We start from the raw sequence: 13,561 nt of genomic DNA, 5'->3' as shown, positions 1-13,561 counted from the left end.
TAAATTTGTAATTATTTCATCCACAATTTTAATTTTTAAAGAGAAAAATATGCATAAAAAAATTGTTTTTGTTGCACATGAATTTGGAATGTATTCTGGACATGGTGGTATAGCATCTTATTTATATAATATTTGCAAATATTTATTAGAAAATACTGAACACCAAATTTATGTAATGGCAGAGATGTATGATAATGAATCGGATTTATTTGTAAATCAACGATTTTCTTTTAGTGCTATTCCTCATGGCGATTTGATTAATAAAAGACAAGCAATATTAGTTAAAATGAATGAGTTCCAGCCTGATTATATCGAATTTGCAGATTATTTAGCTTTGGGTTTGCATTGTATGATTGAAAAAGCTAGAAAGAACTTTTTTCATAATACAACTTTAGTTACAAATCACCATACTGCAACTAGAGAATGTTTTGAATGGAGTACCAATAAAGATATTTTATTTGCTTCTATACATACTCAACAGTTAGTTAGAGAAGAACAATTACAAATGGAATTAAGCGATTATAATTTCTCACCGTCAACTTTCTTAGCTGATTATGTTTATATAAAATATAAACTTAATGAAAAACCTTTATTTTTTGCTAATCCGTTTTATTCTAAACTTGAAAGTCGCTATGAATTGAGAGATAAATATAAAGATGAAATTGATTTTAATTTATATTCTGAATCTTTTAATATTGTGTTAATTACTCGATTTGAAGGAAGGAAAAGACATAATAAGTTAGTTAATGCTTTTATCAAATTATTAGATCAGAATATAGATTGTAATTTATTTCTAATTGGAAATTCAACTCATGATCCGTTAACAAATTTGGATTGTCGGTATGAGCTTTATAAAAATATTGATGAAAAATATATAGAAAATATTTTTTTCTATGATTTTATGACTATAAAACAGCAAGAAAAATTTCTAGCAATAGCTGATTTGACAGTAATGCCATCTTGTTATGAAAATCAACCAATGGCAATGATAGAATGTATTTTAAGAGGTATTCCTGTAATTGCTTCAAAGTTTTCAGGATGTAAGGATTATTCGCCGGTTTCTATGCTTTTTGACCCATTTGATCATGATGATTTACTTAATACTATATCGGATTTTATAAATTTATCAAAAGATGATAGAAAAAAAATTATAGAGCAACAAAAGACTTTATTGAAAAAAATAACTTCTCCAGAAGTTTGTATTTTACCAAGATTTGAACTGTGACTTATTCTTATTTGTTAATTTCAATGTGAGGTTGAATATGGAAAATGTTTCTCTTATTATTCATGGGGAAGGTTGTCGACATTGGCTTGAGCAAATTTTTACAGATATAAAAAAATCAAAATTTATTTTTAAAGAGATTGTAATTGTATGCTATAGAAATGACATACAAGTTTATAATAACTATTTAGAAAAGAATAGGCTTAACTCTGAGATAAAGCTCGTACAATGCTCTGATTTACTCAACCCTGGATTTTTCAATGTAAACAGGCAAATAAATAGTATAAGAGTAGGTCTGGATAAAATATCGCATGATTCATATGTTATTAAACTTAGAAATGATCAAAGTGTAAACTTTTCTCTCTTAATTCCACATTTGAAAAATTTAGATAACTCTATGATTCTATCAACAAATTGCTATACTAGATCGGATCGTTTATATCATCCTTCTGATATGTTATTAGCTGGAAAAAAAGTTGATATGGTACATTATTTTTCCTGCCCTTTAATGAAAAATACTCATTTAGGGCATATGTTACAAAATCAAAAAGAATTTGAAGCGTCTAATTATACCTTAAAAGCACTTGACTGCACTCCTGAATCTTATTTATTCAAAAATTACATTCAATCAAAAGGTTGGGATGTTAAAAACACTCAAGAAGATAGTTTATTGGCATTGAAAAAGTTTATTTATTTAATCGATAGTTGGGATATAAGTTATCGTTGGAAAGAGAATCGAGTACCTTTTCTTCCTAAAGGGTATCTAGTTCTTCCGTATTACTTTGATATGGCGCCGTTTAAAGATGGCCCACTGGAAAGGTGTCGTTGTATCAATAAACATGAGTTCATAAATAAAAGGGCTACGTTAAAAAGTATATGGTTTATTTTATTAAGTAGAATACTTTATGGCCTTAAATTTAATTCAAATTTGAAAAAAAATCGGTATAAGTTAACTTATAAATCGTTAAAAATAGTAAAATTGTTTGCCTATATTTTCCCATATATAATTATTTCGAAAAGTATTTATAATCTAAATAATCACATCGAAAGCTCAAAAAGAAAATATAAAGTGTTTAAAAATGTCGACAATAGATGAATAATGATTATATTTGTAATCATTATTAAGTAAATATTATTTACTTTTCGAATAATAGACTTCTATAACAAATGAATGTAAGGTAATGATAAATAGTTTGTTTCATTAAGTGTATAGCATTAATTTTATAATTTATGGTGTTTTTTTTATGGAAGATGTAAGAAGAATTGCAGTTCAGCTTTTTGGTCATTTGAGAACCTTTGAATATACATTCAATTCGTTTGAACAAAATTTATTAAAAGAAAATATACAAGACGGTTATCATATAGATATTTTTATTCATACTTGGGAAGAATTAGATCATTCTACCATCAACTATCGTAATGTTGATGGAAAGCCTTTAACGGAAAAAACATTAACTAGTGAAAAATTATTATTAGTTAATCAACTTTATCAACCTAAAAAGATGCTTGTTGAACCGCAATTAGATTGTTCAGATGATGTATTAGTAGAAAAAATAGGTCAACATCCAAGAGCTAAAAAAGGATGTTTAAATAATGCTTATACTATTTATATGAGCAATAAATTACGTAATGAATATGAAATCGAAAATGATATTGAATACGATTGGGTAATAGTAACCAGACCAGACATATTTTTCAAAAAGCCATTTAGAATTAATTCATTTATAAACTGTTATTCTGAATTTAAATTAGCAATACCACAAAATGCAATTTTTCATGGTTTTAATCCATTTGGACGTGGAAATATGATTGAGGATCCTCGTTTTTTGGCTGGTTCAGATTTGATTTTTTTTGGACGTCCAAATATTATAAATGAAGCGTCATCATTATATATTGATTTTGAACGCAATCTACAATCTGATGATTTTTATTGTATGGAGGTTTGGTGGGCTGATTTTTGGCGATATAAAGCGATAAAACCACTGCCGATTAATTTTAAACATGGTCCTAGTTTTGATGTTATTAAAATTGAATTTGTTGAAAAGAAAAAACTAAAACAATACTCACAATCTAAGTATATTAAAAGGAAAGTAATCATTTCTTTATTAAATTTATTACCTTATTGTTTTGTAAAAAATCAAATATATAAATTGCAAAAAAAAATCATGAAAATGCGGGGTGAATTGTAATAGACCGTTATGAGTTTTTTATCAGATTTTACAAGTTATTTAAGTATTAATAAAAACAATTAAGGATTATTTTTAATGGAGCCAATTTTATCAATAATTGTTCCTGTATATAATACGGAAAAATATTTAATAAAATGTTTAGATAGTTTAATTAATCAAAGCTTAAAGAATATTGAAATTATTTGTGTTAATGATGGATCAACCGATGACTCTCTAAATATATTAGAATTCTATCAAAAGATTGATAATCGAATCAAAATTATTAGTAAAATAAATGGTGGTTTATCTTCAGCACGAAATATAGGAATCAGACAATCTAACGGAGAATATATTACTTTTGTTGATTCAGATGATTTTATTGAACTAGATACATACGAGAAAGCGATTGAAAAATTTAATAAATCGGAAGTTGATTTAGTCTATTTTTCGACTAATCTCATAGTTGAAAACAATCTTAGCCGAATCCAAGACGAACGCTATTTTGAACATAAATATAACGGTTTTATTAAATTATCTAATGATGTCTTGAAGAAGATGGATGTATGTGCTTGGAATAAAGTTTATAAACTTTCAATTATTAGGCAATACGATATTATATTTCCGGAAGGGCTTTGGTATGAAGATAATCCTTTTTTCTGGTCTTATGCATTGTTATGTGATGGAGCATATTTTATCAATGATAAATATTATAACTATCTAATAAGAGATGGTTCTATTATGAGTTATAAGAAAGGAAATCAGAAAAATAGCATCATTTCCCATGAATTAGATTCATTATTATGTTTTGAACACTTATTGCAATTTGTTATTCGTTGGCAGTTATTTGACAAGTTTAAACCTGTTTTAGTTGACTTATTTCAGGATAAGTTGATAGAGTCGATGCGCCGTTTGCCTAAAAAGAATAGGGCATTAGCTTTAAATAAAGCTACTCAAATTGTTAATCAATTTGGTTTGACATCTTATTTTCCTAATAATACATTCTTACATTCAATTTCTGAAAAAAACTATCATATTATCGGAAAAATAAATCAATTATTTTTAAATAAAAGACAACGCTTGATTGGATTTTGGGACGCTGATAAATTTTATATTTTATGTTTTTTAGGGATTAAGATTAAAATAAAAAAGAAATTAAATATATCATCTAAGATAAATTAGGATTATATGACGAATTATTATGTAATCATAACACAATAAAATTAACGTGAAAGTTTTAGATAGTGTATAATTATCCATAATTTATTATTTTAATATTCTATTATGCCTCAAAAATTAAACTCAATTACGACGTTAAAAAAACTTTGGCCATTTATTAAACCATATAAAAAAGCATTAATTGTAGCCGTGTTTGGACTTTTATTGAATGCTGCTACAGATGCTACCCTAATATCTCTTACTAAGCCTTTACTTGACTATGGTTTAATGGATAAAAATTATTCTCTTTTGATCGTAATCGCAATTGCAATTATTGGATTAATTTTACTAAGAGGATTATCTAATTATATTTCAACATATTGCCTTTCTTGGTTATCAGGAAAAGTTGTAACTAAGTTTAGACAAATGATTTTCAATCATTTGATTAAAAGTCCTATTAGTTTTCATGATAAGCAATCTATTGGAGATCTGGTTTCTGTTATTACTTTTAATACTCAGATGCTATCAAAAGCTTCATCTGACGCTTTAATAATACTTATTCGTGAAATAACTTATGCGGTGGGCTTGTGTCTTGTTATGTTATATGGCAGTTGGAAATTAGCTTCAGTATTGATTATTTTAGTTCCATTAATTATTTTTGTTGCTCAGTTTATTGCTAAAAAATTTAGGAAAACAATTGCATCTATGCAAGCTGGAATGGGACAAATTACTATAGCAAGTGACGAAATGTTAAAAGGCCATAAAGAAGTTTTGATTTTTAATGCTAAAGAATATGAAAAAAATAATTTCAATCGCATAACAGATAGTGTTAGGCGAGGTATGCTGAAAATTGAAATAGTTTCAAGGTTATCGACCCCCATAATTCAGTTGATTGCAACAATTGGCTTAGGTTTTATACTCTATTTAGTCGCAAGTCAAAATTTAGATATTACTCCAGGTTCATTTACTGTTGTTTTTTCGGCAATGGTTGCCGTAATGCGTCCGTTACGTGAATTAACAAGTTTACATGTAGAACTCCAAAAAGGTGCTGTTGCTTGTGAATCTCTATTTGCACTTTTAGATTCTCCATTAGAAGATGACAATGGAACTATTGTAGCTGAAAGAGTAAAAGGAAACATTGAATTTAAGAATGTTACTTATACTTATCCAACAAGAAATACTCCAGCACTTAATAATTTTTGTTTAAAAATAGAAGCTGGACAAACGATAGCCTTAGTTGGGCGTTCTGGTGCAGGTAAATCAACAATTGCTAGCTTATTACCACGTTTTTATGATGTGTCAAAAGGCGAGATTTTATTAGACTCTATAAATATTCAAGAATATACATTGAAATCTTTACGCCAGCAAATTGGTTATGTGTCGCAAAATGTTCATTTATTTAATGGTACAATTGCTGAAAATATTGCATATGGTGAAAAAGAATTTCATAGTGAAGAGGATATTATAAGAGCTGCTAAGCTAGCAAACGCAATTGAGTTTATTAGCAAGTTGGAAAACGGCATTAACACTGAAATAGGTGATAATGGCATTTTATTGTCGGGTGGGCAAAGACAAAGAATTGCAATAGCGCGAGTTTTATTACGTGATAATCCGATACTAATTTTTGATGAAGCAACTTCAGCATTGGATAACGAATCAGAAAGACTAGTACAAGAAGCAATAGAAATACTACAGAAGAATAGAACATCTATTATTATTGCTCATCGTTTGTCTACTATTGAAAGAGCGGATCGTATTCTAGTTATTGATGATGGAAAAGTTATCGAAGATGGCAATCATCAATCATTGATCAATTTAAATGGAATTTATGCACAAATGCATGAAATGCAATTTAATACTCAGAGTAAACACAATAAATAATGAATAATATGAATGAAAAAAATAGCCAATACAATCCTAATGACATAGATAAAGATTCTTCTACATGGAAAACTTTTTTAAAGTTGTTTCCATTAATTATGGAACATAAATTCTTTTTATTTTTGTCGGTTATTTTACTTATTGCAAGCGCATTTGCTGATACCTCATTGATAGCATTATTACGGCCTTTATTGGATCGTGGTTTTTCAATGAATGATCAAGATTTTTTACTAATGGCACCTTTTTACATTTTTGGATTAGTAGTATTGCGTGGAATTGCAAACTATGGTTACTCTATATTTTTGTCATTAATATCTGGAAATATTGTGATGAAAATTCGACAAAGACTATTTAGTCATTTTGTGGATTCTCCTGTTAGTTATTATGATCAAAATTCAACAGGACGATTGTTATCACGTATTACTTATGACACAGATCAGGTAGCAGCATCTTCATCTGACGCATTAATAACAATAATACGTGAAACTGCATTTATTTGCGGTCTATTTTATACAATGTTTTATAATAGTTGGCAATTATCTCTTTCTTTAATCATTATTACACCAATAGTGATAAGCCTTATTACTTTTATCTCTATAAGATTTAGGAGATTAGCGAAAAATATGCAAAATTCAATGGGCAATGTGACAATGTCTGTTGAGCAAATGTTAAAAGGTTATCGAGAAATTATTATCTTTGGGGCTCAAGAAGAAGAAAATAGAAACTTTGAAAAAGTAAGTAATAAATTTCGTCGTGATAACATGCGATTAGTTTCTATTTCAGCATTATCAACACCTATCGTTCAAGTTGTTATTTCATTTGCTATAGCTTTTGTATTACTTACAGCAAGTAATCCTGATTTAAATATTACCCCTGGTGAGTTTACTGTCGTTTTTTCATCATTAGTTGCTTTAATGCAACCGATCAAAAGTCTAACTAGTGTAAATGCAGGATTCCAAAAGGGTATGGCTGCCTGCCAAACATTGTTTTCTCTATTAGAACAACCAATTGAACAAGATAATGGTAATGTCAATATTGATAAAGTTAAAGGAAATATTATTTTTAAAAATGTTTCGTTTAAATATGCCACAAGACAAGATTTAGCATTAAACAATATTAGTTTTTCAGTGGCTGCTGGTAAAACAGTGGCTTTAGTTGGGAAGTCAGGATCAGGGAAAACGACAATTGCGAATCTATTAACTCGTTTCTATGATATCTCTGATGGAGAAATAACTATTGATGGAATTAATCTGAGTAATTACACATTGTACTGTTTAAGGAATCAAATAGGATTAGTATCACAGCATGTGCATTTATTTAATGACACTATCGCAAATAATATAGCATATGGAAAAATTGGTGAATTTTCTCTGGAGCAAATAGAAGAAGCTGCTAAAAAAGCAAATGCTTATGATTTTATAAAACAATTCGATAAAGGTTTTGATACAGTTGTTGGTGAAAATGGTGTTTTATTATCAGGTGGTCAACGCCAACGTATTGCTATTGCAAGAGCACTATTAAGAGATAACCCTATTCTGATTTTAGATGAAGCCACATCTGCATTAGATACCGAGTCAGAAAAAGAAATACAGAAAGCATTAGATATATTACAAAAGGGAAGAACATCTATTGTTATCGCTCACAGATTATCTACTATTGAAAATGCTGATCAAATATTAGTAATGAATGAGGGAAGTATTATTGAGCAAGGTACACATACCGAGTTATTGAAAAAAGATGGCGCATATACAAAATTATATAAAAGTAATTTTAATGAATAATAATTTATTGATTGTGTAATAAATATGCTTAATATATTTTTAAAATTTATTTAAAGATGAATAGGATTTGTAATCTTTTTTGATATTTAAATCAGGATATTTTTTAGTTATAGCACATTTTAGCAGTGCTTTTTTTACAGAAAATGAACAAGGGTTCTTTTTTGTAAATTTGAGTATATAAAAAATATTTCTTATAGCATTCGATTTCTTATTATTAATGATACGTATCATTAATTTCAGGAAACCGAGTTCTTTTACAATATTATCCTTTATTTTTGTTGTAAATATTTTATCTGATCTTAATAGTGATTCTAAATAGGTTATATTCATGGCAAAAATGTAATTGCATTTTGCTTTATCGGATAATGGTAGTTTATTAATTTTTGTTATGCACTGATTTAAAACTTTTATTAAAGTTTTTAAATTTAAATCATCAATATATTGTTCTGATAAAGAGGAAGAGCGAACTCGATGAAAGTAACAATTTTTATCAATGAAATAATAAGTTAATTTCGCTTTTGAGATAATAGAAAGCGAAATATTATGATCTTCGTGATTTTTCTCAATGAATTTTTCTGATAACAATTTTCGGTTAAAAATTAATCGCCATACAACGCCAGAATAATTTCTTTTTTCTAGTAAATAATTTAATAACTCTATTCCTGTAGTGAAACTTTTTGTTTTTATTGTCTCCAAATTAGTCGCATAAGAGATTATTTCTGTCTCTTTAAAAGATGTATAATCAAAATAAAAACAATCTAATTGAGGCATAATACTTAAACTGTCTAAGAATTTTTTGAGTAAATCAGAATTTATAATATCATCTGAATCAATGAATAAAATGTACTTACCATTTGAATACTCAATGCCTTTATTTCTAGCTTGACTAACTCCTTGATTTTGTTGCTTGATTATTCTGATATTTTCGAATTTATAACGATATTGTTCAAGTATGTGCTGTGTATTATCGGTTGAACCATCATCAATACATATGATCTCAATTGAATTAGAGTTATATTTTGTTACAGAATCTAGACAATCTATAATGTAGTTTTCAACATTATAACAGGGTATAATTATAGAAAGACAAACGGTGTTATTTATCATAAACTTTTAATTAGATAATTACTTTTTGAGAAATAATTTATATTTTAAATAAATAATATAGTAATAAATAGATTTATAATAGTACCTTTGTTTAAATAAATATTTAGCATAATTTCTTATAGATGAACTATTACCACTTAAAGGCAACTGTTCATCTTTCCAAGGAGATAAAGCTAAATAATACTCAAAAATTTTAGAAAGATAGACTTTAAACCAAGGCTTGTTTTGCGAAATATAGTGTAAAATGACAGTATATGGCCTGATTTCTTTTTCTTGATGTGCGTCGATTGAAATTTTTATTTTAGTATTAAATTTTATAGGCAATAATAGCGTTTTATTTTCCAATAGAATATTTAAAACATCCTGATCTGCAAATTTATAAATATTACCATCATTAATTAATGTTAATGCTTTTTCAGAAATCTTTTCTTCACACCATTTCTTGGTATTTATCAATAAAACTCCAGCATTAAAGTATTTTGTCGAATCAATATCATACATTTTACTAATAGCTTGTTGCATATCTTTAGTATCACTAACAACACCTGCTATATAATCGTCAATATTGAATTCAGCTAATTTAGCTAATGATTTTAAGCAAATTACATCACTATCAAGGTAAATTAATTTGTCAGTCACTGAGACTAGGAGCTTTGGCATAATAAAACGAATACAAGTTGATACAGTTGAAATATGCAAAACCAATGTTTTAGGATTAATGATAAAATTATTATTCAAGTAATATAATGTAATTGATACATTAGAAGAGTTAATTTTTTTAAACTTATCAATGTTTATTGGTGAAACATTATCAACAAATAAGTGGAAATGAAGATTGTAATTCGGAGTGTTTTGGATAACTGATGATATTGTTACGCCTGCAGGCATTGCATAATTATCATCAAAACCTAAAGCAATGTGAAGAGTTGGAAACTGTTGACTATGATTATTACTTATCGGTTCAATCTTGTCAATAAAGTTATTAACGTTATACATTTAATTAATTCTAATTCTTATTTTTCTAACAAAAGATGTGGCTAATTATATATTCGATTGTTAACAAAATATAGGTAAAAATTTTAATATAAATAAAAATCTGGTAAATTCAAAGTTTTTAATTTATCAAATGAATTTACACATTTAATGTATTTATTTAGAATAGAAAAAATTTATAAAGTGAAATAATCAATGTTTAATTCAGAAAAATATATAAGTAAAATTGAAAGATTTGCACTAACAAATACTGAAGATAATGAGATAGTGCATATTGCACTTGCATTTGATGATAAATATGCAATGCCTGCAGGGGTAACTATAACTTCAGTAATTGAAAATAATGATAGTTTACATTTTTGTTTTCATCTTCTTGTTGATAACGTCTCTATTGCTAATATAGCTAAGCTAAAAGAACTTGTTCAATATAATGTCAGTATAAAAATATACTATTTAAATGGTAATTTTGATATTAATCCAGATACCTTAGTATTAGGTTATTTATCCGCTGTTTCTTGTGTTCGTTTTATTCTACCTGCTCTATTACATTCTCAGGTAAAAAAATTTTTATATCTTGACAGTGATATTCTTTGTTTGAAATCAATTTCAGAATTATATAATACGGATATATCAAATTGTGTTGCAGGAGTTATTCCTGATGATAAACCAATGCAAAATGAAATAAAAACTTTATATTCTATTGACGCAGAGAAATATTTTAATTCTGGTGTGTTATTAATTAATACTGAAAAGTGGATGGAAAATGATCTAACAAATAAATGTATTAAAAAAGTAAATGATGGGAATATTTATCGTTTTGCTGATCAAGATGTTCTTAATATTTTATTAGAAAACAAAACTATTCTTTTACCTATTAAATATAATACAAAAATTCATATCACCATACCTTGTAGTGAAGAGAAAAAAATTGCGAAATATACCGTTTTGTTACATTATGTGACAGGGTATAAACCATGGTATCAAACGTTTGATTCTCTATTATTTAAGAAATATTATCAATTATCTCCTTGGAAAGATTTAGAACGTCCATTAGCATTAAAAAAATCTTGGTTACGTAATTATGCAAAGTATTGTTTTAAAGAAAAACATTATATGTCGGCTATAAAATTTTATTATTTATATTTACTAAGAAAAGTAAATTAATTACTTTTTGAATAGTTTTAATTTAATATAATGTAAGAAATATTTTGCGCTTTCTTTAAATTTTTTCTGTTTGAAAAAAGATATAGAATAAATTCGATAATCATTTACTCTCATTTTAGATTTATAACTTTTTAAATTATAGTTAGCCCATGGGGTAAAATGTTTATAAAAACAATAAATATTTTGGGCAAGACCTGTATGTTCTTGATACCATATCTTTCTTGCGCCAGTGAAATGCACAAAACATGGTAATGATTGTTTATTATGGAAAAAAGATTCTTTTTCTTGATCATTCATCCAAGTAAATAAATAATTCCACTTTACATTAATAAAACTAATTTGTTTTTGCAAAACAATGTTTAATGCATCTTGATCTGGGTATATAAGATTATAATTTTGCGGAGATAATAATATTTGGTTAGCTTTATCTTCGGTATCAAATTTTTTCCAATTTTGAGTATTTATATATAAAAAACCAGAGTTAAAATATTTTTCAGATGCTAAACCTAAACGGTTTCTATTTTGTAACATATTATTTACGTCTAAAGAGTCGGCCGTCACAGCACAAACTACCGAATCAATATCGATATTCAAAATAGAAGATATATCACTAAAGCATAGTATATCTGCATCTAAATAAATAAACTTATCAACATAATCAGGTAATAATCTTGGTACAGATAAGCGAATATACATTGAGCGATTTATATGCTTTATCTTATCATTCTGAATTTCAGAATATTTATCTAACTCATCTGTTGGGATAGAATAAAGATTAATTAAAGGACTAATTTCCTTGAGCTTGTTTTTATCTTCTTCCGAAACATCATATAAAAAAATATGAAAATGAATATTATGATTTTTATTATTAAGTATGATTGAAGTAATAGATACACCAACATGTTCTAAATAATTCGCATCTGTACAATATACAATATTAATAATACTATTATTCATTTCAAATACTCATTGATACGTTGCTTTTAAATATAACATAGCTATTTTGTTATTACAAAATAGCTATGTTATATTCATATTTAATTTTTTCATAAAAATTGATTATGTTACAATAAATAAATTTCTAATTTTGGACATTAAGCCTTGATGTTAGCAGAAAATCTTTTTATTAGTAAGGTCACTACTTTATTTAGTCATACAATTGAATCACAAGAAACAGTTCATATTGCTTTTTGTTTTGATGATAATTATGCAATGCCAGCAGGTATTGCTATGTCATCAGTTATGATTAATAATTCCGATAAAAATTTGGTTTTTCATTTATTTGCCAACAACGTATCTGATGAGAAAATACAAAAATTTCATCAATTAAGTGAAAAAAACACCACAATAATCTGTTACGAAGTTAGCGATGAGTTTTCTATAAATCCAGATACTCTAGTGTTACATGTTTCTGCGTCAACGTGTTTACGTTTTGTCGTACCTCAAATACTAAATAAAATAACATCCAGAGTGTTATATTTAGATTGTGATATTCTTTGTACTAACAATCTGAATCATTTGATCAATACCGACTTATCCGATAAATATGCCGCTGTAGTGCCTGATGTAAAGAAAACTCAAGAAAAACAATGTTCAGCCTGTGATATTCCATATGGCGAATATTTTAATGCGGGTATGATTTATATCAATACTGATATGTGGGTAGATAATAATCTTACCGAAAAAGCTTTTGCAATGATTAATAGTGGTAAAGTTTACAAATTTGCCGATCAGGATGTTCTGAATATATTAATGCAAGGTAAAACTCAATTTCTACCGAAAATATTTAATCAACTCACATCACTGACTGTTGGTGGAAAAGAAGATAGCGTTTTAAGTGATGATACTGTTATTATTCATTATGTGACAGGTAATAAACCATGGTATCAATTATATTTAACGTCTATTTATCAACGTTATATTGCTACTTCGCCATGGGCTAATCAAAAATTATTATTAGCTAATGAGAATGCGCCATCAACTACAAGGCGTTATGCAAAACTGTTAGCTAGCCAAAAAAAATATTTTTCGGCTTGTAAATATTATTTGCTTTACCTCAAGCATAAAGCGTCTAAGAAACGATAAGGATG

At 27.2% G+C, this 13,561-nt stretch carries 11 protein-coding genes; 8 read left to right on the top strand and 3 right to left on the bottom strand.

Annotated elements, in window-relative coordinates:
* Positions 1 to 49 precede the first annotated feature (49 nt).
* The 6 genes from AC5LWZ_RS09265 (at position 50) to msbA (AC5LWZ_RS09240) (ending at position 8,207) form a co-directional block, all read left to right on the top strand.
* Positions 50 to 1,225: a glycosyltransferase family 4 protein gene (locus AC5LWZ_RS09265; protein ID WP_493463552.1), complete on the top strand. Its 1,176-nt coding sequence runs from the start codon at positions 50 to 52 to the stop codon at positions 1,223 to 1,225.
* Between the two features lie 37 nt (positions 1,226 to 1,262).
* On the top strand, positions 1,263 to 2,318 hold the full coding sequence (locus tag AC5LWZ_RS09260; protein WP_493463551.1) for a WavE lipopolysaccharide synthesis family protein: 1,056 nt from the start codon (positions 1,263 to 1,265) through the stop codon (positions 2,316 to 2,318).
* A gap of 148 nt (positions 2,319 to 2,466) precedes the next feature.
* A complete protein-coding gene (locus AC5LWZ_RS09255; protein ID WP_493463550.1) occupies positions 2,467 to 3,411 on the top strand; it encodes a DUF7796 domain-containing protein in 945 nt (314 codons plus the stop codon).
* A gap of 75 nt (positions 3,412 to 3,486) precedes the next feature.
* Positions 3,487 to 4,569: a glycosyltransferase family 2 protein gene (locus AC5LWZ_RS09250; RefSeq protein ID WP_493463549.1), complete on the top strand. Its 1,083-nt coding sequence runs from the start codon at positions 3,487 to 3,489 to the stop codon at positions 4,567 to 4,569.
* Between the two features lie 102 nt (positions 4,570 to 4,671).
* Positions 4,672 to 6,426, top strand: coding sequence for a lipid A export permease/ATP-binding protein MsbA (gene msbA, locus AC5LWZ_RS09245; RefSeq protein ID WP_493463548.1), 1,755 nt, complete (start codon positions 4,672 to 4,674; stop codon positions 6,424 to 6,426).
* 8 nt (positions 6,427 to 6,434) lie between these two features.
* The gene (gene msbA, locus AC5LWZ_RS09240; protein ID WP_493463547.1) at positions 6,435 to 8,207 is read left to right on the top strand and encodes a lipid A export permease/ATP-binding protein MsbA; all 1,773 of its coding nucleotides are present in this window, start codon (positions 6,435 to 6,437) and stop codon (positions 8,205 to 8,207) included.
* Positions 8,208 to 8,246: 39 nt separating this feature from the next.
* Here the strand turns inward: msbA (AC5LWZ_RS09240) and AC5LWZ_RS09235 are convergent, their stop codons facing one another.
* Together AC5LWZ_RS09235 and AC5LWZ_RS09230 are read right to left on the bottom strand one after the other, a co-directional pair.
* Positions 8,247 to 9,314 (bottom strand): glycosyltransferase, encoded by a 1,068-nt coding sequence (locus AC5LWZ_RS09235; protein ID WP_086360122.1) that lies wholly within the window; start codon positions 9,312 to 9,314, stop codon positions 8,247 to 8,249.
* An 18-nt stretch (positions 9,315 to 9,332) separates the two neighbouring features.
* Positions 9,333 to 10,310, bottom strand: a complete 978-nt coding sequence (locus tag AC5LWZ_RS09230; RefSeq protein ID WP_198220619.1) for a glycosyltransferase family 8 protein — start codon at positions 10,308 to 10,310, stop codon at positions 9,333 to 9,335.
* Between the two features lie 192 nt (positions 10,311 to 10,502).
* Between AC5LWZ_RS09230 and AC5LWZ_RS09225 the strand changes: the two genes are divergently transcribed.
* On the top strand, positions 10,503 to 11,471 hold the full coding sequence (locus AC5LWZ_RS09225; protein WP_493463546.1) for a glycosyltransferase family 8 protein: 969 nt from the start codon (positions 10,503 to 10,505) through the stop codon (positions 11,469 to 11,471).
* On the opposite strand, the gene AC5LWZ_RS09220 is transcribed toward AC5LWZ_RS09225, so the two are convergent.
* Entirely contained in the window at positions 11,472 to 12,428 is a 957-nt protein-coding gene (locus AC5LWZ_RS09220; RefSeq protein WP_086366005.1) for a glycosyltransferase family 8 protein, read from the bottom strand.
* A 147-nt stretch (positions 12,429 to 12,575) separates the two neighbouring features.
* Here AC5LWZ_RS09220 and AC5LWZ_RS09215 point away from each other — a divergent pair, with 147 nt between their 5' ends.
* Positions 12,576 to 13,556: a glycosyltransferase family 8 protein gene (locus AC5LWZ_RS09215; RefSeq protein WP_198200423.1), complete on the top strand. Its 981-nt coding sequence runs from the start codon at positions 12,576 to 12,578 to the stop codon at positions 13,554 to 13,556.
* Positions 13,557 to 13,561 lie beyond the last annotated feature (5 nt).

This window comes from Gilliamella sp. LMG 34362 (assembly GCF_984569125.1).
The sequence above is the reverse complement of the archived record's forward strand: the minus strand, read 5'-3'. Positions and strand labels throughout refer to the sequence as shown.

Bases quoted from the DNA above. Each gene is read 5' to 3' on its own strand.
- AC5LWZ_RS09265 (WP_493463552.1), top strand. From the start codon at position 50: ATGCATAAAAAAATTGTTTTTGTTGCACATGAATTTGGAATGTATTCT.
- AC5LWZ_RS09260 (WP_493463551.1), top strand. From the start codon at position 1,263: ATGGAAAATGTTTCTCTTATTATTCATGGGGAAGGTTGTCGACATTGG.
- AC5LWZ_RS09255 (WP_493463550.1), top strand. From the start codon at position 2,467: ATGGAAGATGTAAGAAGAATTGCAGTTCAGCTTTTTGGTCATTTGAGA.
- AC5LWZ_RS09250 (WP_493463549.1), top strand. From the start codon at position 3,487: ATGGAGCCAATTTTATCAATAATTGTTCCTGTATATAATACGGAAAAA.
- msbA (WP_493463548.1), top strand. From the start codon at position 4,672: ATGCCTCAAAAATTAAACTCAATTACGACGTTAAAAAAACTTTGGCCA.
- msbA (WP_493463547.1), top strand. From the start codon at position 6,435: ATGAATGAAAAAAATAGCCAATACAATCCTAATGACATAGATAAAGAT.
- AC5LWZ_RS09235 (WP_086360122.1), bottom strand. From the start codon at position 9,314: ATGATAAATAACACCGTTTGTCTTTCTATAATTATACCCTGTTATAAT.
- AC5LWZ_RS09230 (WP_198220619.1), bottom strand. From the start codon at position 10,310: ATGTATAACGTTAATAACTTTATTGACAAGATTGAACCGATAAGTAAT.
- AC5LWZ_RS09225 (WP_493463546.1), top strand. From the start codon at position 10,503: ATGTTTAATTCAGAAAAATATATAAGTAAAATTGAAAGATTTGCACTA.
- AC5LWZ_RS09220 (WP_086366005.1), bottom strand. From the start codon at position 12,428: ATGAATAATAGTATTATTAATATTGTATATTGTACAGATGCGAATTAT.
- AC5LWZ_RS09215 (WP_198200423.1), top strand. From the start codon at position 12,576: ATGTTAGCAGAAAATCTTTTTATTAGTAAGGTCACTACTTTATTTAGT.